Raw genomic sequence first — 19749 nt, forward strand, 5'->3', positions numbered from 1 at the left:
AATCGCCTCAGAGGAGCCCTGCTCCATCGGGCAGGGCGACCACCTTCGCGTTCGGCGCGGTGCCGCCGTCCTGCCAGCTGCGTACATCCGCGGCCGCCGAGCCCCCGTCGGCGAGCACGACGCGGCGCAGTGCGGGCAGCCGGATCCTCCCGTCGCCGGTCGCCGCCGCCAACTGGCCGAAGGCGTCCGGACGTTGACTGAGGACGGTGACGCGACGGTCCGCGAGCAGCCGTGCCAACTGATCCGGGTCCGTGGCGGCTTCGTGGTCGGCCATCACCAGGCGGCCGCCGTGGAGCAGCGGGCCCCACAGTTCCCACACGCTGAGGTCGGCGTTCAGCGGATGGCAGAGCGTCCACACGTCGTCCGGGCCGGTGTCGACCAGCGGCACGGCCGTATCCAGGTGGGCGAGCACCTGGGCATGCCCGACCACCCGGCCCTCGGGGCCCGAGTCCGCCGTGTGCATCACGTACGCGCTGCCCTGGGGGAGCGAGGCCGGCTCGTGCCCGGAGTCCGCCCCGTACAGGAGGCGCGAGGCGAGGACGAACGGGCCCGCCTTCAGGAGCGGCACCTCGTCCTCGAGCAGACCGCAGTCGGTGAGGATGAGCCCGGCGCCGGAGTCCTCCAGCGCATAGGCCTGGTGGTCCGCCGGGTCGTCGGCGTCCAGCGGCACGCAGGGCACACCGGCACGCAGTACGCCGATGACCGCCGCCGGCGCGAACCGGGTGCGCGCGGCCCGCACGGCCACCGGCCGACCGGGCTCGGCACGGCCCTCGAGCCGCCGGGCCACGTCGTCGGCCAGCCACTCCAGCTCCAGATACGTGGCCTCGCCGTCGGAGTCGCAGGTGGCGGTACGGGCGGGGTGCCGGGCCGCGGTGCGCGCGAACCGGGTGTCGATCCGGTCCGGTGCGATCCCGATCCGGTCGAGCAGCCTGCCCACGTCCGTGGCGAGCTGGTCGAGCTCGGTCAGCGCGGGCCCCGGGGACGGTGGGGTGGCCGGGCTGGATTCTGGCCTGGTGCGGTCGTGCATCGGAGCCTCCCATACGGGCGTGGACGGACGAGTGGTTGCCTGGGGCCACGGGGTGGCCGGGTCGGCGCGGCCGGCGCTGCCGGCCGGGCTCCGCCTGCCTGTGCGGGGGACGGGGACGGGGGCGTACGGCGTTCGGACACCTTGCTCCTCAGCGGTACGCGGTCAGTGGGTCAGGACGTAGCGGACGTGCCCATCGGTCTCGGGCTCCGGTTCGAAACGTGCGCGTTCCAGTGCGCGCCGGGCCGCGAGGTGCCCGGCGGAGGCGGGGGAGGGCATGGCGGGGGAGAGGGCAGTGGGGGAGGCGGCGGCAGGGACGGCGGGAACGCGGGCGACGACCTCGCGGACGCCGCTCTGCCGCAGCGCCCAGTGGGCCAGCTCGTCCAGGGCCTCACCGGCGAAACCCTGGCCCCTGGCCTGCTCGACGAGCTCGAATCCGCCGAGTTCCGCCGCCCCGTCGCGTGGCGGCCCCCGAAAGCCCATGGTGCCCACCACATGGGCGTCGGCGGTGCGCATCAGCAGATACAGGCCCCAGCCCGGCCGGTGCGTCCCGGCGTCCAGGGCCGCACAGTGCGCATGCGCCGCCGCCTGCGGCAGCGAACTCCGGTTGCCCTCCGCCCAGTTGAGCCCGCCACCGTCGCCGGCGGCGATCGAACGCGCCTCGTCGGCCCGGGCCTCGCGCACCCACAGCCGGGCGCCGGCAAGCAGCACGAGCGACGGCCTGCGGGCGACCCGGGGAGCCTGGCGCGGCGGGGTGAAGCTCCCGTCGTCCCACAGCTCGGCGATCAGGTCGAGACAGGTCTGTTCGGCACCGCTCCAGCCGGTCAGGTGCCAGCCCGCGGGCAGTTCGGTGCCACTCGGCCACAATGCGTACCTCTGCCGGTTACTGACAATCACTGCATGCGTCATGAAGCGCTCCTGGAGAACCTCGCGATGGTGGAGACAGTGGCCGAATCCGCTAGAGCAACGGTGGAGAAACAGCGGGCCAGGCGCCGAACAGTGCCTTGTACGCGGGACAGAAGCGTCGGAAAGCCGTGACGGAAAAGAATCGGAGTGCAGCTTCCAAGGAATAATTTCGGCCCGCAGCCAAGTCGGAAGGCCGGTCCCCCAGGCATTCCCCGGAATGATTTCAGCAGTGCCTCGCTCGAATCGCGCTAGAGGGCCGCTGGAGAATTCGGGCCCGGCAATGGCCCCGGGATTCGTGGCTGCCTAGGCTTCCCGGTGTTCGCGCATGCCATCCGCTCCTTCGTAGACGTCCGCGTATGTGGTTGAGCGTTGTGGCTATGGCTCGTCTCACCGCACAGGAGTTGACTGATCCCTATGACGAACACAGAGAACACGCAGTCCACGACACTGGTCATCGGCGGAACCGGCAAGACCGGCCGCAGGGTTGCCGAGCGACTCACCGCCAAGGGACTGCCGGTGCGTGTCGGATCACGCTCCGGCGAGCCGCCCTTCGTGTGGGAGGACGCCGGCACCTGGGAGGCCGCCCTCGAAGGCGTCTCCGGCGTCTACATCACCTACTACCCCGACCTCGCCTTCCCGGGAGCAGCCGAGCACGTCGAAGCGTTCTCCAAGCTCGCCGTGTCCAAGGGTGCGCGCCGCCTGGTGCTGCTCTCCGGCCGCGGTGAGGAGGGCGCCGTCATCGGTGAGAACAAGGTCAAGGATTCCGGTGCGGACTTCACCATCGTCCGCTCCAGCTTCTTCAACCAGAACTTCGACGAGAGCTTCTTCCTCGACCCCGTCCTGGCCGGCGAGATCGCCCTGCCGACCGGATCGGCCGTGGAGGCGTTCGTCGACGCCGGCGACATCGCCGACGTCGTCGTGGCGGCGCTCACCGACCCCAAGCACATCGGCAAGACCTATGAGCTGTCCGGCCCCCGGCTGCTGAGCTTCGGCGACGTGGCGGAGGAGATCTCCAAGGCCACCGGCCGGCAGATCCAGTACATCCCGATCACCAAGGACCAGTACCGCGCCGCCCTGGTGGAGCACGGTCTGCCCGAGGAATTTGCCGAGCTGTTCGAGAACGTGCTCGACGGGCGCAACGCCCACCTCGTGCACGGCGTGGAGGAGGCCCTCGGCCGCAAGCCGAAGGACTTCGCCGAGTTCGCCCGGGACGCCGCAGCCACCGGCGTCTGGAACGTCTGAGTACACCGTCCGACCGGCGACGTCAGGAGAGTGGCCATGAGTACGCCCATGTCCAGCGAACGGCTCGACGTGCTCCCCGGCCACCTCCATGGCTTCGCCCTGATGCACGTGGCGATGCGCCGCGACGCACGCCGGCTCACCGCCGCGGCACCCGCCCTGACCGGCGCCGGCCTCGCCGGCGCGGGCGAGTGGTGGCAACGCCTGCGCGGCGTCATCGACTGGCACCACCGCAGCGAGGACGAGCTGCTCTGGCCCGAGTTGCTGCGCAAGCTGCCCGAATGTGCCGACCAGGCACGCAAGTTGGCGGACGACCACACCGAACTCGACGCCGCCATGGACGGGGTGTCCGCCGCGCTCAGGCCCGGCGGCGACCCCGCCGCGGTGGCGCCGGCCGCCGGCCGGTTCGGCGAGGTGCTGCACGCACACCTCAAGGACGAGGAGGACATCGTCTTCCCGGTCTTCATGCGGCTCGAGCCCCGTGACTATCTGAACCTGGAACAGCGCCTGGTGCGGACCGCGCCGCCCAAGGTCCTCACGTATCTGCCGCCGTGGATGTTCGACGGCGCGGGCGAGGCATCGGTGCGGCACGTGTCGGCGACGATGCCGCCGCCGGTACGTCTGCTCGGCCGCACGGTGCTGCGTCGCAGGTACGAACGCGGCCTCGGCGCGATCACCCGGCCACGCTGACAGCAGGTCGCCTTCGAAGCGAGCAGCACGCCCCCGAACACGGCGGGGGCGTTCCGCTCGCTGGCCGGACCGCTCCCGACCACCACTCCACCACGGGACAACTCCCTTTGACCAAGCGGCGCTTAGGAGCCCCCATGCCCACGGACCGACCCGCACCCGACCTCGCCGCCGCCCCGGCGGCCGGGCCCGCGCTGTACGCGGCGACGATCGCCATGGGGCTCAGCGCCGGCCTGTACTTCGCCTTCGACGTCTCCGTGATGCCGGGACTCGAGCGCGGTGACGACCGCACCTATCTGGCCGCCATGCAGAACATCAACGAGGCCATCGAGAACGGCCTGTTCGGCCTCGTCTTCTTCGGCGCCTTCCTGGCCACCGGTGTGGCCGGCGGCCAACTGCAGCGCCACGGGCGGCGGGCCGCGGCCCGCTGGACCTGGGGAGCGCTGGCCTGCTACGCCGCCGCCGTCGCCCTGACGGTGGGCATCAACGTCCCGCTCAACCGCAGGCTCGCCGAAGCGGGCGACCCGGACACCATCCGTGAACTCGCTGCACTCCGGGAGAAGTTCACCAACACCTGGGTGCCGTCCAACAAGGTCCGCACCCTGGCCTGCACCGCGGCCCTGCTCTGTCTGGGCCGGGCCCTGACCCTGCGGACCAAGGCCGGCTGACCGGCGCGGACCGCACCCCCGACGGGGCGCACCACCCCGTCCCGCAGCTGCGCTCGCCCCCCTCCAATTCCCCCGCGTGGGGGGCGAGCGCGACCAACTCCGAGCAGTGGGGCCTTACATGGATGCTCTCACCGGCCTTCTGGAGGGTCCGAAGGCGCGTGGCGCCTTCCTCCTCAAGTCGGTCTTCAACCCGCCCTGGGCGATGCGCATCGAGGACCGCGCCCCGATCTCCCTGGTCACCATGGTGCGCGGCGACGCCTGGGCGATGCCCGACAACGGCACCCCGGTCCTGCTGCGTCCCGGCGACGTCGCGGTGCTGCGCGGCCCCGACGCGTACACCATCGCCGACACCCGGGGCACTCCCGTCCAGATCGTCGTCGGCCCCGAACAGCGCTGCAACACCACGGCCGGCGAGGACGTCACCGACACCATGGCGCTCGGCGTGCGCACTTGGGGAGACATCCAGGGGCAGAGCTCCGCGGTGATGCTCAGCGGCACCTACCAGGCGCCCAGCGAGGTCGGCCGCAGGCTCCTCAACGCGCTGCCGGCGCTGCTCGTACGCCCGGTGGGCAACGACCAGAACCCCCTCGTCCCGCTGCTCGCCGAGGAGATCCATCGCGACGAGCCCGGCCAGGAGTTGGTACTCGACCGCCTCCTCGACCTGCTCTTCGTCAGCGTGCTGCGGGCCTGGCTCGCCGAACCCGGCGCCGGGGCCCCCGCCTGGTACCGGGCCCAGTCCGACGCCACGGTCGGCCCCGCGCTCCGGTTGTTGCACGACAACCCCGGGCAGGCCTGGACGGTGGACTCCCTCGCGCGCAAGGTCGGCGTCTCACGGGCGGGCCTGGCCCGCCGGTTCACGGCCGTCGTGGGCGAGCCGCCGATGGCCTACCTCGCGTCCTGGCGCCTGACGCTCGCCGCGGACCTGCTGCGCGAGCCCGACATCACCGTGGCCACCGCCGCCCACCGGGTCGGCTACAGCAGCGCGTTCGCCCTCAGCTCGGCCTTCAAGAGGGTGCGCGGCATGAGCCCCCAGGAGTACCGCACGAGCCGCGCCGCGAAGGAGGCGCTGGACCTGGAGGCGCCCTCGGGGACGGTGATCCTGGGCGGCTGAGCCTCGGCGCGGGCTGGGTGGGCGCGATGTCGACTGAGGCTGGTCGCGAGCTGAGCGGGGGCGACGCCGGCCGAGTCCAGCCGTGCGCCGGCTGGGCGTGACGTCGGCCGAGCCCGATCACGGGCCGGGTGGCCGCGATGTCGGCTGCGCCCCGCAGCGGCCCGGCTGGGCGGCACGTCGGACGAGCTCCGCCGCAGGCGTGCCGCGTACGACAACGCGGGTGTGGGGACGTCGAGTTGTCACTCGACGTCCCCACACCCGCGCTCGTATCCGCGTGGCCCGGCCGCCCGCTCAGGACCGCCCGGACGCCCGCTCAGGGCTGCCGGTCCACCAGCTCGCGTACCGCCCGTACGACCGCCTCGGGGGTCTCCAGGGGCAGCATGTGTCCGGCCCCCGCCAGCTCCTCGAAGCGGGCCTCCACCAGGGCGTCGGCCACCGCACGGCCCAGCTCCGGCTTGATGACACGGTCGCCGTCGCCCGCGAGCACCACGGCCGGGATGCGCACCGCGGCCAGCGGCTCGCGCAGGTCCATGCCGCGCGACGAACGGAAGGCGTCCGCCCGCACCTCGGGCGAAGTGGCGGCGAACATCTGCCGGTTGACCTCCAGGGCCCGCCGGTCGACCCGCTTGCCCATGGTCTGGCCGAGCAGCTTGCGGCCGAGGGCCGGCCTGCGCAGTGCCCGGGAGAACAGGGCGCTGCCCATCATCTTCACTTCGCTGTCCGGGGTGTCCTGATCGTGCGCGGCCGTGCCGAGCAGCACCAGGCCGGCCAGCTTCCGGCTGCCCCCGGCGACGTACGACAGGGCCGCGAAGCCGCCGCCGGAGTGGCCGACGACGATCGCGTCCGGCGCCTCGACGTGGTCGAGCACCGCCCCGAGGTCCGCACCGAGCCGGTCGATCCCGAACGGCTCCCGCCCCGAGGTCGAGGCGCCGTGCCCGCGCTGGTCGTAGAGGACCACCCGATGACCCTCGCGGATCAGCCGGTCGGCGACGGTGCCCCACACCCGGCGGGCCGCGGCCCAGCCGTGTGCGAGGACCACCGTCGTGCCGGAGGCGGGACCGAGCGGCGAGAGCACGGTGACGGCCAGGCGTGCGCCGTCGTCCGTGTGCACCGTCGTCTCCGCGGCCACCGGCCTGGTCAGTGCCGTCGTCATGCCCGCTCCTTCGCCAGCAGGCCGTCCAGGGCGACAAAGGCGGAACTGGTGGCCTTGGAGTGCTCGGCGCCGACGTCGGCGACCTTCGCGAGCAGCTTCAGCCAGCCGTGCGGACGGCCCCGGAAGTGCATGCCGATCCGCGTCCGCCTGCCGCCGTCCACCGGGTCGAGCACGAACTCGCTCGGCCCCCGGAAGACCCCGTCGACGTACTCGATCTCCAGGCGCCTGCCGGGCTCGACCGCGGTCGTCCGGGCCGTGAACCTGAGCTTGGGACCGCCCTTGTCGACGCCCTTGGTGTGCACCGTCACCTTCACCTCGCCGCCCACCTCGTCGGGCGAACCCGACCCGGGGGCAAAGGTGTTGGACGGAACCCACCAGCGGCCGCCGCCGCGGAACTCGTCGAGCAGCGCGTCCCAGACAGCGGCGGGCGGCGCGTCGACGACTGCTTCGTCGATGAGGTCGTAAGTCATGCCGTAACTCCTGTGGGCAGGGTCAGGCGAAGAATCCCTGACCGGGGGTGAGGATGTTCGCGGGGTCGTACCGCTTCTTGGCGGCCGCGAACGCGTCCCAGCGCGAACCGAAGTGCCGCTTCCAGTCGGCCTGGGTCATGTTGGGTATCGCACCGACGAGGTAGCGCTTGGCGCCGAGCGCCACGGCCTTGTCGTAGAGCCGGCGGTTCTGCTCCAGCATCTTGTCGATCTCCGGCTTTCCGGTGCCGGGCGACGGGAAGTTCAACTGGTCGAAGAGATAGCCGATCTGACCGCCGGGCTGCACCGTGAGCGGGCGGCGGACCTTCGAGATGGGATACGGGTAGAAGAGGAGGAAGCCGCCGCCGAGGGTCTCGGGAGTCAGCTGGCTCTCCACCAGCTGCATGAACTCCTTCGTCTTCGACGCGGGCAGGAACAGGCTCAGCCAAGGCTTCGGCTGGTCCCAGAACCCCTGCTCCTTCAGGTACACCTCGTAGGCGTCGAGGCGGAACATGTAGTCGAGGAAGGTGCCGTCCTCGATGGTCGCGGCGGGCCGGTCGTCGCGCAGCCCCGCGAGGAGCTTGGCCCGGTCGGGAGGCGTCGTGCCCGAGTAGTACGCCGCCGCCTCCAGCTTGTACTGCCAAGCGGTGTTGTCCGCGGTGCGCAGCAGCTCGCCGGCCTGGGCGCTGAAGCGCCCGTCGGCCATGACCTTCTCCGAGTCGGCCAGGTAGGTCGTCAGGTCCTTGTAGTAGAGGCTGAAGACCGTCGCGCGGGCCGGCGCGGGGATGAGCTTGAGCCGGGCGCGGACGATGATGCCGCACTGGCCGCCGCCGCCGAGCACCGCGTCGAACAGACCCGGAGGGCTGGACGGCGTCGCGGTCACCAGCTGGCCGGTGCCGGTGACCACGTCGACCGAAAGGACGTTGTCCGTCTGCAGGCCGTACCGCTGAACGGTGCCGCCGATGCCGCCGAGGCTGAGCGTGCCGCCCACCGACAGGTGCAGATAGTCGGTGAGTGCCGGCGGCGTCTTGCCCTTGTCGGCGGTGGCCCTGGTGAGCTGGGCCCAGGTGACACCGGCCTCCACGCAGGCACTCTGCGAGTCGATGCTCACTATCTTCGACAGGCCACGGGCGTCGATGGAGACGCCGCCCGGTACCTCGGCCTGGCCGTAGCAGGAGTGCGACTCGATGTCGTTGCCCGTCCCGCTGCGGCCGTTCATCGCAATCTTGAGCTTGTTCTCACGGCAGTAGTTGACCATCTTGACGATGTCCTGCACCGAGCCGGGCTTGAGCACCGCCCACGGGGCCCCGCTCTTCAGCTTGCCGAAGTCCTCGCCGTACGGTGCCACTTGCTCGGGCGTGGTCTCCAGCGTGCCGTCCAGCGGGGGGATCGCGGCCAGCGGCCCGGCGTCGACCGCCTCGCCCGCAGTGGCCCAGCCCTGGGTCGCACTCCAGCCGATCACCGCGGTGGCGGCCATGCCGCCCAGGACCCCGCGGCGCGATAGCTTCCTCGTCATCGTCGTCAACTCCCGTTGCTCAAGCGTGGTGCACCGACGGTCTCCCCGCTCCGACGCTTGTGGCGAGCTGATACTCGTGCGGATCGAATCGCCGTGTCTGTCGGCGGAATCGCCACGTGTACGTTGGCCAGATCGAGGGGTTGCGTCCGTGCTCGTCGAGGTACCAGCTGCGGCAGTTTCCAGCGTTCCAGACGGTCCCGTCGAGTCGTGCGGCGAGCGCCTCGTTCCAGGCTGACTGGACTGTCGAGCGAACCTCCACGCTCGCGAGATTGCGCTTGGACATTTCCTTGAGTGTGTCCATGACGTAGCCGATTTGCGCCTCGATCATCACCACTTGCGAGGAATGTCCGAGCGTGGTGTTGGGGCCGAGGAGCATGAACAGATTCGGGAAGCCGGCCACCGTGGTCCCGCGGTGCGCGGACATCCCGTTCTCCCGCCACACGTCCCGCAGCAGCGCGCCGCCGCGGCCGGTGATCCGCCCGGCGACCGGCCGGTCGGTGGCCTGGAAGCCGGTGCCGAGGATGATGGTGTCGACCTCGCGCTCGGTGCCGTCGGCCGAGACGACCGACTTGGCACCGACCCGTGCGATCGAGTCCGTGACGAGCTCGACGTTGTCCTGCTGGATCGCCGGATACCAGGTGTTGGAGAACAGCAGCCGCTTGCACGCCATCACATAGTCCGGCGTGAGCTTCGCCCGCAGCTCCGGGTCCGCGACGCTCTTTGCGAGGTGGTCGCTCGCCATCTTCTGCATTTTCCCGGCGACCTTGGGGCGGGCCATCACGAAGGCGAGGATCTCCCGGCCCCACATGTTGAAGTTGCGCCGGAAGCGCTGGTAGCCGGGCACCTTGTGCAGCAGGAAGGACTGCAGCGCGCTGGTGGCCTTGTCGTTCTTGGGGCCGACCCACGGAGGGGTGCGCTGGTACAGGTCGAGGTGGCCCACCTCGGGCTGGATCTTCGGCACGAACTGGATGGCGGAGGCACCGGTGCCGATGACGGCGACGCGGCGTCCGGCCAGCTCGTGGTCGTGGTTCCAGCGCGAGGAGTGGAACACCTCGCCCTCGAAGTCCGCCAGGCCCTCGATGTCGGGCACGGCCGGCTCGCTCAGATACCCGGTGCCGGTGACCAGCACCTGGGCGGTGTACTCGCCCTGCGAAGTCTGCAGGTGCCAGCACCGGGTCTGCTCGTCCCAGGTCGCGCCGAGCAGCTCGTGCCCGAAGCGGATGTGCGGACGTACGCCGAAACGGTCGGCGCAGTCCCGCAGGTAGGAGTGCAGCTCGGCCTGCTTGCCGAACGTCGACTTCCACCCCGGGTTCTGCGCGAACGAGAAGGAGTAGAGGTGGGACATGACGTCGCAGGCGCACCCCGGATAGGAGTTGTCGCGCCAGGTGCCGCCCACCTCGTCGGCCCGCTCGAAGACGAGGAAGTCGTCAATTCCCTTCTGCAGCAGCCGGATCGCCATGCCGAGGCCGGAGAATCCGGTGCCGATGACCGCCACCCGCAGATGCCGGGTGGGTCCGCCGCCGGTGCGTTCGGCGGCGGGTGCCCCCCTCTGGGCGGGAGGTTCGAGAATGCTAGTCATGTCGGCCCTCCTAGCGCCGTGCGACGGTGATGCGGAAGTTGTTGAAGAACTTGTCCTCGAGCGTGTACGCGAAGATGTCCAGGTAGCGCTCGAAGCGGGCCACGACCTCCTCGCCCTCCAGGGCGACGGCCTCGTCCCGACGCGCGGCGAGCAGCTCGAGCCAGGCGCGGCACGCGACCGCGAACGACTCACGCTCGTTGACGATCTCGACGACGTCGAAGAGACCCTCGGCGGCCTGCGTCAGCTCGTGCAGGTGCGGGATGTGGCAGTTCTCGAACTCGGAGCGCTGCAGGAACTTCAGGTCGTCGAGCAGCTGCCGGTTCATCGGCAGGGCCTCGGCGGTCATGGTGTGCAGCACGAACTTCGCACCGGGCTTGAGGTTCTTCCCGACCTTGTTGAAGAACACCCGGTACTTCTTGGTGCGCTCGCGCGGCGGCAGCGTCGAGGAGACGAAGTGCTCCAGCGCGTTGATGCAGAACGCCGCGTCGTAGGGGTCGTCGGTGGTGTGGTCCTCCCAGCTCTCGACGCGCGTCGTCAGACGCGGGTTGTCGAGGCCGGCGATGAACGCCTCCTGGGTGCGGCTGAGCGTGAGGCCCACCGCCTGCTCCACGCCGTGCACGGTCGTGGCGCGGTTGATCATGGTTCCCCAGCCGCAGCCCACGTCCAGGACGCGGCGTGCGCCCGCGGCGTCGGCGAGTTCCACGAACCGGTCGAGCTTGCGCTCCTGAGCCTCGTCGAGCGCCTCCGTGAGGCCCTCGCCCTCCTCCCAGTAGCCGCCCGAGTACATCATCGTCGGGCCCAGCAGGAGGCGGTAGAAGTCGTTACTCACCTCGTAGTGGTGCCTGATCGCGTCGACCTCGGGGACCGACCTGTCAGTGACCGTCGTCATTGCGTCCTCAACTCCTGTCCGGCATAGGGCTGTCGGGGTCGAGACAAGCGTGTTGCTCGCAACAGATGTGCAAGACGGACGCCGAACGGCGCTGTTGCGCACGCCTTGCGTGCCACCGGCTTCCATGCATCTCACGAACAGCCGGACGTCCGGAGCAGCCGGAGCACCCGCGAGAGAGGACCGAACCTCATGTCCCTGCCCACCATCGAAGAACTGGCGAGCCAGCTCGAGGCCGTGTCGGGAGCCCAGAAGGTCGACCCCGACCACCCGCTGCAGCACATTGCGGATGTGGACTCGCTTGACCTGATGGAGTGGTTGTACGGCTTCCAGAACGAGTACCCGCACATTCCCGCAGACGAGTCGTTGTTCGCCGACATCGACGACACGACCACGCTGCGCGTCGTCTACGACCGGATCGTCGCGCTCGCGCCGGCCCAGGTCTGAGCGGGAGAGCGCCTGTGAACGGCTTCGACATCACCGGGTGGGGCATGTCCGTACCCGAGCGTGTGGTCTCCAGCGTGGAGCTCGCGCAGCGCTTCGGCGTCGACGAGAAGTGGATCGTCAGCCGGTGCGGGATCCAAGAGCGACGGGCCGTCGGGCCGGGCCAGACGACTGCCTCTCTGGCTGTCGAGGCCGGCCGACGTGCACTGGACAAGGCGGGGCTCGGCGGCGGCGACATCGCCCATCTGATCGTCGCCACCGCCACCCCCGAGCAGCCCTCGCCGGCGACTTCCGCGTTCGTCCACCACGAACTCGGAATCGCCGGCAGCGCACACGACGTCAACTCGGAGTGTGCGGGCTTCGTCTACGGCCTCGTCCAGGCCATGGCACTGATCAAAATCGATCCGCGGCCCATCCTGCTGATCGGCTCCGACACGCACACCCTCACGGCCAATCCGGCCGACCGGGATCTGTCGATCCTCGTCGGTGACGGGGCGGGCGCGGTGGTGCTCGTGCCGGCCGCCGAGGACCGGGTCAAGGGATGGAACCTCGGCGCCGACGGCAGCTGCACGGGCAGCCTCAAGGTCCTGGCCGGCGGCAGCCGGATGCCGACCACCGAGGAGACCGTGCGCGAGGGCCTGCACTACGCCCAGATCAACGGCAACGAGATCTATCTGAACGCCGTGCGCTACACCGTACGCACGGTGCGGGAGACCCTGACGACCGCCAAGGTCGACGCGGCGGACGTACAGCACGTCATCCCGCACCAGGCCAACATCCGGATCATCAACTCGATCCTCAGCCATACGGGCCTGCGGCCCGAGGCCCTGGTCACCAATCTGCACAAGTACGGGAACACGGCGTCCGCGTCGATCCCGATCGCCCTGACCGAGGCACTCGAGGAAGGCCGCATCCACGACGGCGACCTGGTCCTGCTGGCCGGCTTCGGCGCAGGTATGACCTGGGGATCCGTCCTGCTTGAGTGGGGTGGAGACAAGACATGAGCGGTGGCAAGACCCTAGGAAGCCGCCCCGAGCAGCCGGTGGCCCTGGTCACCGGCGCCTCGGGCGGCCTCGGCCAGGCCCTCGCCGTCGAACTCGACGCGCTCGGCTGCCGGGTGGCGGTCCACTACAACAGCTCCGAAGCCGCGGCCCGGGCCGTGCAGGAGAAACTGCACAACGACTCGGCCGTGGTCACCGGCGACGTCGGTTCGTACGCCGCCGTCACGGCGCTGTACGAGGAGGTCAAGGAGCGGCTCGGCCCCATCGACGTACTCGTCAACAACGGTGCGATCCGCAAGGACGGACTGATGGCGATGCAGTCGCCGGACGACTGGGCACAGGTGATCCAGACGAATCTGATCGGTTCGTTCCACACCGCGCGGGCCAGTGTCCCGCACATGCTGCGGCAGCGGTGGGGACGGGTGGTCAACATCGTCTCGCCGTCCGGTCTGATCGCGACGGCCGGCCAGACGGCGTACTCCGCCTCGAAGGCCGGGCTCATCGGCTTCACCCGCACCCTGGCCGCCGAGTGCGGCCGCCGCGGGGTGACGGTCAACGCCCTGTCCCCGGGATTCATGATCACGGGGATGACCGTGGACCTCCCGGACCGGGTCAAGGACGGCATGGAGGAGAAGGCCCCGGTGCCCCGCTTCGTGACCGTCGAGGAGGTGGCCCGCAGCATGCGGCTCTTCCTGGAACAGGACTGCATGACGGGCCAAGTGATCAGCATCGACAGCGGGGTCTCGATCACCTGACGCGTCGATGTTCCCGAGCGGCCGGCTGTTCCCCCGCAGCCGGCCGCTCCCTTTCCGTGTGTCCGCGGGGGGAGCTTCTGGCCGGTACGTCGCCGGGTCAGCGCCCCGGCGGCAGCAGCGCGTCGAACGCGCCCAACAGGTGCGGGTCCAGGGAGTCCTGGGGCCCCGGCCCCGGCGCGATGTCGCGCGGCTGCGGCAGCTCCGGAGTCTGCAGGAGTTCCAGGTACGCCGCCTGCGTCTCGGCCGCCGGATCGATGCCCAGCTCCTCCGCGAGGACCTCGCGCAGCCGCTGGTAGGTGCGCAGCGCGTCCGCCCGGTTGCCCACGGCCGCGTACGCCGCCATCCGGCAGCGGTAGGCGCTCTCGCGGAGCGGCGAGCGCCGCACCGCCTCGTCGGCGTACCGCAGGGCGTGGTGGTCGTCGCGCAGCGCCGACGCCGACAGACTCGCCAACTCCAGTGCGGTCAGGCGCAGTTCGTCCACCCGGTCGCGGATGCCGTTGACCCACTCGCCCTCGTGGGCGGGCAGGAACGAGCCCCGGAGATTGGACACGGCGCCCGCCGCGAGCTGCTGCGCCACCGCGTACGCGCGCTCGGCGAAGGCCTCCTTCGCCTCGGTCACCGCCATGTCCGCGGCCTCCAGGTCGACGGCCGCGTCGTCGGGAAGATGCAGCAGATACCGGCCGCTCTGCGCGATCAGCGGCGTCTCGCCCGGCTTCTGCAGCGGGCTGGTGACATAGGCGCGCACCCGGCTCACCACACTGCGCAGCGCCGAGGCCCAGGTGTCGGGCAGCCCTTCCGGCCACACGGTGTCGGCGAGCTGGTCCCGGCTGGTGCCGGTGGTGCGCTCCAGGATCAGCCGGGTGAAGGCCACCTGGGCCTGCGCACTCGACAAATGCTGCGGCGGAATGCCGTCGTGTTCGATCGTGACGAGGCCAACGATTCTGATCAGCACGTGAATCCCCCTGGAGCCGGCGCCCGGAATGGCATGACATTCAGCAGTGGCCGAAACGCTCGCGCGTAGACAGCTCGGACCCTGCCATCGCGAACTCAAGGTCCTTTCAATTCCCGCTCGAGCAAGCGCAATTCGTGCCCCACGGCGGCGTATTGCGGCCGCCTTGCGGGCCACGACCTAGAAAAGAACTCGCGCGGGACCTGACGAAGAACCGAGAAGTGGATGAGGAGACGCACGTGAACGCATCCGGAGGATGGGAACGCCTGGAGCCGAAACTGGCGGCCACGCGACGGCGCGTGCAGTCACTCGAGTGGAGCCCGGACCGCCGCAACAGCTTCGTCGCCTACACCGTCGAGCGCGACAGCGCGTACGCCGACCTCGACGGCCGCAGGCTGCTGATGATGTCCGGCTACAGCTACCTCGGCCTGGCCGGCGACGAGCGCGTGGTCGCCGCCGCCAAGGCGGCCGTGGACCTCTACGGCACCGGAAACCACGGAGTGCGCGCACTGGCCGGATCCATCCCGCTGCACGAGGAACTCGAGGCGGAGGTCGCCCGGTTCGCCGACCGCGAGACCTCCATGGTCTTCGGCTCGGGCTACGCGGCCAACGTCGGCACCGTCGGCGGCATCGTCGGCCCCGGCGACACCGTCTTCATCGACAAGTACGACCACGCCAGCATCGTCGACGGCTGCCGCCTCTCCGGCGCCACCGTGACCCGCTTCCGCCACAACGACGTGGACCACCTCGCCCGCCGCCTTGCCGCCGCCGAGCCCGGCGGCGTACGGCTCGTCATCGTCGACAGCGTCTACTCGATGGACGGCGACATCGCCCCGCTGCCCGAGCTGCGCAAGGTGTGCGACGAGCACGACGCGCTGCTCATGGTGGACGAGGCGCACGCACTCGGCGTCATCGGCGCCACCGGCCGCGGCATCGAGGAGCACTTCGACTGGCAGGCCAAGGTCGACATCAAGCTCGGCACCCTCTCCAAGGCCATCCCCTCCATGGGCGGCTGGATCGCCGGGCCGAGCGAGCTCATCGGTCATCTCCGGTACGCCGCACGGCCGTTCCTGTTCTCCGCCGCCCTCGGCCCGGCCCAGGCCGGCGCCGCCCTGGAGTCGCTGCGCATCCTGCAGCGCGAGCCCGAGCGGGTCACCCACATCCAGGAGCAGTCGGCACGGCTGCGCCGGATCATCAACGCCGAGGGGCTGCGCACCCAGGACAGCGAGACGGCGGTGCTCCCGCTGATCGCCGGCTCCGACGACGCCGCGTACGACCTCGCCACCGCCTGCCGCAAGAACGGCGTCATCGGACTTCCCGTGGTCACCCCGGCCGTCCCCAACGACCTGGCCCGACTGCGGATCGCCGTCACCGCCCGGCACACCGAGGCCGACATCGACCTCGCCGCCGAGGCCTTCCTGAAGTCCGCCCGCGAGTGCCGGATCATCCCGGCCTGAGTGGCCGGACCCGGACGAGAGTGCAGGGAAACCCAACATGGCCACCGCAACCAGCAGGGCCCCCGTAGTGATCACCGGCATCGGTGTGGTCACCCCCGGCGGCTGCACCCCCGACGAGCTGTGGGCGACGCTGCGATCCGGCCGGTCCACGGCGGCGACGCTCGACCACCTCGAGCTGAGCCGGCACAAGGTGCGCATCGGCTGCCGGGTCCGCGGACTCGACGAGGTGGGCCTGGTGTCCGCCAAGGACGCCCGCCGGATGGACCCGTTCGCGCTGTACGGCACGACGGCGGCGCTCGCGGCCCACCGGGACGCGGGCGCACCTGCCCCCGACCCGGCCCGTACCGCGGTCGTCGTCGGCAACGCGGTCGGCGGCCGTACCACCAGTGACCAGGAATCGGCGCACTTCACCGCGGACGGACCCCACCGGGTCAACCCGCTGATGCCGCTGCTCACCATGCCCAACGCGGCCGCCGCGCAGATCGCGATGCGGTTGCACTGGACAGGCCCGGCGACCACCATCGCCACCACCTGTGCCAGCGGCGCCGATGCCATCGGCCACGCGGTGGCCCTGCTGCAGAGCGACCGCGCCGACGTGGTCATCGCGGGCGGCTGCGAGGCGACGCTCAGCCCGGTCACCCTGGCCGGGTTCGGCAACCTCAACGCCGTATCCCTGCGCAACGACGAACCCGAGCGCGCCAGCCGCCCGTTCGACGCCGACCGCGACGGCTTCGTGATGGGTGAGGGCGCCGGCTTCGTCGTCCTGGAGCGGGCCGCCGACGCGAAGGCGCGCGGCGCCCGTCAGTACGCGGAGGTCGCCGGGTACGGCGCCACCTCCGACGCCTATCACCTGTCCATGCCGCTGCCGGACGGTGCGGGCGCGGCCGGGGCCATGACCGCGGCCCTGACGGACGCGGGCCTGACCCCGGCCGACATCGTCCACATCAACGCCCACGGCACCTCGACCCCGCACAACGACCGGGCCGAAGCCGCCGCCCTGAACAAGGTGTTCGGGCCCGGCGGCCCGCCGGTCACCGCGTCCAAGAGCGTCATCGGCCATCTCATCGGGGCCGCCGGCGCCGTCGAACTCATCGCCGCCGTAGGGGCCATGCGCGCCTGCGAGGTACCGCCCACCGCCAACCACGAACGCCTGGAGCCAGGAATGGACATCGACGTGGTGCACCGCAGCCCACGTGCCGTCGCCTCGGGGCCCGCCCTGTCGAACTCCTTCGGCTTCGGCGGCCACAACGCCTCCGTGGTGGTGGTGCCGGTATGACGACCCTGACGACGTCGACGACCGCCACGACCGACACGACAGCGACGACCACCGCCACGAGCGGCCCGGTCCGGTCCGCCGAACGCACCGCGTCGGCCCAGGAGATCGCCGCCTACCGCACCGCGGTCCGCGTCGCCCTGGGCGCCCCCGCGAGCGGCGACGCGTCCCCGGTCCACACCTTCGTCCTCGGCCACACGGTCGCCGACCGCACCGTGCGGGCCCTGACCGCCGGGGAAGAGGCGTCCGTCGTCCACCTCGGCCAGGACATCCGCCTGGAGCGGCCGGTGCGCGCGGGGGAGCGGGTCACCGTGGCCCTCGACGTGCTCGGCGCCCGCCGCGAGCCGCGCGGCACCCGCGTCGCCGTCCGCACCCGGCTGACCGGCGCCGACGGCGACACCTTCGCCGAACTCGTCACCAGCGCCCTCCTGGTGGGCGCCAAGGGCATCGAGCCCTTCGGCGCGATCCCGGCGGGCTCGCCCCCGGCCCCGGCAGGACCGGTCGGCGAAGCGGACACCGTCACCCACGAGTTGACCCCGGACTCGATACGCGGCTACGCCCACGCCTCGGGCGACCTCAACCCCATCCACCTCGACGCGGACGCCGCCTGCGCGGCCGGATTCGAGACGGTCATCGCCCACGGCATGAGCGTGATCGCCCTGGTCTGCGAGGACATCGCGGACCGGTACGCGGACGGCGACATCGCCCGCGTCCGGGCCGTCGGCGGCCGCTTCTCCGCACCCGTACCGCCCGGCGTCGCCCTCGACGTGACGCTGCAGCCGGACGCCGAGCTGCGCACGGTGCGCTTCACCTGCCGCACGCCCGCGGGCCCCGCGGTCAAGAGCGGCTGGGTCGAGCTCGCGCCGCCCGTGCCGGACGGAGGCCGCGATGACTGAGCACGCCGGTCTGGTCGGCGGTTTCCTCACCCGCGTACGTGCACAGCCCGACGCCGCGGCCCTCGTCTGGCACGGCGAGGAGACGACGTACCGAGAGCTGTACGAGGCGGTCGGCCGGGAACGCGAGCGCCTCGCCGTGCTCGGTCTCGCCCCGGGCGAACCCGTCGGCATCCTCGCCCCCAAGTCACCCGGCGCCATCGCCCTGGTCCTTGCCTGCCTGACGTCCCGGCGTCCCTTCCTGCTGCCGTCCCCGGCGCTCGCGGACACCTCGCTCGCCGACCTGTTCGCCCAGGCGGGCTGCCGTCAGGTGCTCGCCCCCGAAGGTGAGCCGGAGCGGCTGCTTCCGGCCACGGCGGCCGAGCCGCAGCCGCTGCCCGAGGGCACCACCTTCATGCTCACCACGTCCGGCTCCACCGGACTGCCCAAGATCGTGCCGCTGAACGCGGGCGCCGTGGACCGGTTCACCGGCTGGGCGGGCCCCGCCTTCGGCATCGGCCCCGGCACGACCGTCCTCAACCACGCACCGCTCAACTTCGACCTGTGCCTGCTCGACGTCTGGACGACGCTCGCCCACGGCGGGCGGGTCGTCCTGGTCGACCCCGACCACGCGGTCAACGGCCGGCACCTGCTCGATCTGCTGCAGCGCCACGAGGTACAGGTCGTCCAGGCCGTGCCCATGCTCTACGGCCTGCTCATCGACGCGGCCCGGCGCAAGGGCGCCACCCTGCCCGCGATACGGCACGCCATGTTCACCGGCGACGCCGTGCCCGACCGCACCTTCGCCGAACTGCCCCGGCTCTTCCCGAACGCGCGGCTGTACAACATCTACGGCTGCACCGAGACCAACGACAGCTTCGTGCACGAGGTCGACACCACGGCCACCGCGTTCCCGCCCGTCCCCATCGGCCGGCCGCTGCCCGGCGTCGACGCACTCGTCATCGACGCGGCCGGCGCCGCCGTCGAGGGCGCCGGAGCCGGCGAACTCTATGTCTCCACGCCCTTCCAGGCCGCCGGCTATCTCGACCGGACCCGCCACCAGGGCAAGTTCACCGGCCACCCGCTCGGCCTCGACGAACGCGCCTGGTTCCGCACCGGCGACCTGGTGCGCCGCGGCGCGGACGGCACGCTGCACCTGACCGGCCGCAGCGACTTCCAGGTCAAGGTCCGCGGCGTGGCCGTGAACACGGCCGAGATCGAGCAGATCCTGCAGGGCCACCCAGCCGTCCTCGAGGCCGGCGTCGTCGCCAAGCCGGACCCGCTCACCGGACGCAAGCTGATCGCCGCGGTCCAGCGTGCCCCCGGCGCCGCCCTCAACAGCCTGCAGCTCAAGGAGCACTGCGCCCGCAGCCTGCCCAAGGCGGCCGTCCCCTCCACCCTGCGGATCGTCGACGAGCCGCTCCCCAAGACCTCCACCGGAAAGGTCGACCGCACCGCGCTCGACCGTCTCAGCGAGTTGTCCACTGCCGAAGGAAGGACGTCATGAACAACATCGACACCATCAAGAAGTTCGTCATCGAGGAGTTCCTGCCCGACCTCGGCGTCCATGAGCTGAGCGACGACCACGACCTCCTCTCGGACGGCGTCATCGACAGCCTCGGCGTGCTCAAGCTCATCGCCTGGGTGGAGGACCACTTCGGCCTCGACGTCGGCGACGCCGACCTCGACCCGAACAACTTCCGCAGCGTGGCGGCGATCGACACCTTCATCGCGGCAGCGCCGCAGGGGGTCGGTGGCTGAC

20 protein-coding genes are annotated in these 19749 nt (G+C 71.1%); 12 read left to right on the forward strand and 8 right to left on the reverse strand.

Annotated features, from left to right (window positions below):
• Positions 1-7: 7 nt before the first annotated feature.
• Positions 8-1027, reverse strand: coding sequence for an AMP-binding protein (locus tag OG430_RS46710; protein ID WP_327358816.1), 1020 nt, complete (start codon positions 1025-1027; stop codon positions 8-10).
• Positions 1028-1189: 162 nt separating this feature from the next.
• The gene (locus tag OG430_RS46715) at positions 1190-1933 is read right to left on the reverse strand and encodes a GNAT family N-acetyltransferase (RefSeq protein ID WP_327358817.1); all 744 of its coding nucleotides are present in this window, start codon (positions 1931-1933) and stop codon (positions 1190-1192) included.
• Between the two features lie 411 nt (positions 1934-2344).
• Between OG430_RS46715 and OG430_RS46720 the strand changes: the two genes are divergently transcribed.
• The 4 genes from OG430_RS46720 (at position 2345) to OG430_RS46735 (ending at position 5635) form a co-directional block, all read left to right on the forward strand.
• Positions 2345-3172: an NmrA family NAD(P)-binding protein gene (locus OG430_RS46720; protein WP_327358818.1), complete on the forward strand. Its 828-nt coding sequence runs from the start codon at positions 2345-2347 to the stop codon at positions 3170-3172.
• 36 nt (positions 3173-3208) lie between these two features.
• Entirely contained in the window at positions 3209-3859 is a 651-nt protein-coding gene (locus OG430_RS46725; RefSeq protein ID WP_327358819.1) for a hemerythrin domain-containing protein, read from the forward strand.
• A 134-nt stretch (positions 3860-3993) separates the two neighbouring features.
• Positions 3994-4524, forward strand: coding sequence for an anthrone oxygenase family protein (locus tag OG430_RS46730; RefSeq protein ID WP_327358820.1), 531 nt, complete (start codon positions 3994-3996; stop codon positions 4522-4524).
• A 118-nt stretch (positions 4525-4642) separates the two neighbouring features.
• Positions 4643-5635, forward strand: coding sequence for an AraC family transcriptional regulator (locus OG430_RS46735; protein ID WP_327358821.1), 993 nt, complete (start codon positions 4643-4645; stop codon positions 5633-5635).
• Between the two features lie 313 nt (positions 5636-5948).
• On the opposite strand, the gene OG430_RS46740 is transcribed toward OG430_RS46735, so the two are convergent.
• The 5 genes from OG430_RS46740 to OG430_RS46760 are packed head-to-tail and all read right to left on the reverse strand — an operon-like array spanning position 5949 to position 11239.
• Entirely contained in the window at positions 5949-6788 is an 840-nt protein-coding gene (locus tag OG430_RS46740; RefSeq protein WP_327358822.1) for an alpha/beta fold hydrolase, read from the reverse strand.
• The gene (locus OG430_RS46745; RefSeq protein ID WP_327358823.1) at positions 6785-7258 is read right to left on the reverse strand and encodes an SRPBCC family protein; all 474 of its coding nucleotides are present in this window, start codon (positions 7256-7258) and stop codon (positions 6785-6787) included. The genes OG430_RS46740 and OG430_RS46745 overlap by 4 nt, the downstream gene beginning before the upstream one ends.
• A gap of 22 nt (positions 7259-7280) precedes the next feature.
• Positions 7281-8771: an FAD-binding protein gene (locus OG430_RS46750; protein WP_327358824.1), complete on the reverse strand. Its 1491-nt coding sequence runs from the start codon at positions 8769-8771 to the stop codon at positions 7281-7283.
• A gap of 19 nt (positions 8772-8790) precedes the next feature.
• Positions 8791-10350: a flavin-containing monooxygenase gene (locus tag OG430_RS46755; protein ID WP_327358825.1), complete on the reverse strand. Its 1560-nt coding sequence runs from the start codon at positions 10348-10350 to the stop codon at positions 8791-8793.
• A gap of 10 nt (positions 10351-10360) precedes the next feature.
• Complete coding sequence (locus tag OG430_RS46760; protein ID WP_327358826.1) at positions 10361-11239, reverse strand: class I SAM-dependent methyltransferase; 879 nt, start codon at positions 11237-11239, stop codon at positions 10361-10363.
• 189 nt (positions 11240-11428) lie between these two features.
• On the opposite strand from OG430_RS46760, the gene OG430_RS46765 reads away from it, so the two are divergent.
• The 3 genes from OG430_RS46765 to OG430_RS46775 are packed head-to-tail and all read left to right on the forward strand — an operon-like array spanning position 11429 to position 13436.
• The gene (locus tag OG430_RS46765; protein ID WP_327358827.1) at positions 11429-11683 is read left to right on the forward strand and encodes a hypothetical protein; all 255 of its coding nucleotides are present in this window, start codon (positions 11429-11431) and stop codon (positions 11681-11683) included.
• Between the two features lie 14 nt (positions 11684-11697).
• The gene (locus OG430_RS46770) at positions 11698-12684 is read left to right on the forward strand and encodes a 3-oxoacyl-ACP synthase III family protein (protein WP_327358828.1); all 987 of its coding nucleotides are present in this window, start codon (positions 11698-11700) and stop codon (positions 12682-12684) included.
• The gene (locus OG430_RS46775) at positions 12681-13436 is read left to right on the forward strand and encodes an SDR family NAD(P)-dependent oxidoreductase (RefSeq protein ID WP_327358829.1); all 756 of its coding nucleotides are present in this window, start codon (positions 12681-12683) and stop codon (positions 13434-13436) included. The genes OG430_RS46770 and OG430_RS46775 overlap by 4 nt, the downstream gene beginning before the upstream one ends.
• Positions 13437-13533: 97 nt before the next feature.
• On the opposite strand, the gene OG430_RS46780 is transcribed toward OG430_RS46775, so the two are convergent.
• Positions 13534-14388, reverse strand: coding sequence for an AfsR/SARP family transcriptional regulator (locus OG430_RS46780; protein WP_327358830.1), 855 nt, complete (start codon positions 14386-14388; stop codon positions 13534-13536).
• A 236-nt stretch (positions 14389-14624) separates the two neighbouring features.
• Between OG430_RS46780 and OG430_RS46785 the strand changes: the two genes are divergently transcribed.
• The 5 genes from OG430_RS46785 to OG430_RS46805 are packed head-to-tail and all read left to right on the forward strand — an operon-like array spanning position 14625 to position 19748.
• Complete coding sequence (locus tag OG430_RS46785; RefSeq protein WP_327358831.1) at positions 14625-15842, forward strand: aminotransferase class I/II-fold pyridoxal phosphate-dependent enzyme; 1218 nt, start codon at positions 14625-14627, stop codon at positions 15840-15842.
• Positions 15843-15879: 37 nt separating this feature from the next.
• Complete coding sequence (locus OG430_RS46790; protein WP_327358832.1) at positions 15880-17118, forward strand: beta-ketoacyl-[acyl-carrier-protein] synthase family protein; 1239 nt, start codon at positions 15880-15882, stop codon at positions 17116-17118.
• Positions 17115-18011, forward strand: a complete 897-nt coding sequence (locus OG430_RS46795; protein ID WP_327358833.1) for a MaoC/PaaZ C-terminal domain-containing protein — start codon at positions 17115-17117, stop codon at positions 18009-18011. Before OG430_RS46790 ends, OG430_RS46795 begins: the two co-directional genes overlap by 4 nt.
• A complete protein-coding gene (locus OG430_RS46800) occupies positions 18004-19494 on the forward strand; it encodes an AMP-binding protein (RefSeq protein ID WP_327358834.1) in 1491 nt (496 codons plus the stop codon). Before OG430_RS46795 ends, OG430_RS46800 begins: the two co-directional genes overlap by 8 nt.
• Complete coding sequence (locus tag OG430_RS46805; RefSeq protein WP_327358835.1) at positions 19491-19748, forward strand: acyl carrier protein; 258 nt, start codon at positions 19491-19493, stop codon at positions 19746-19748. The genes OG430_RS46800 and OG430_RS46805 overlap by 4 nt, the downstream gene beginning before the upstream one ends.
• Position 19749 lies beyond the last annotated feature (1 nt).

This window comes from Streptomyces sp. NBC_01304 (assembly GCF_035975855.1).
GTDB lineage: Bacteria > Actinomycetota > Actinomycetes > Streptomycetales > Streptomycetaceae > Streptomyces.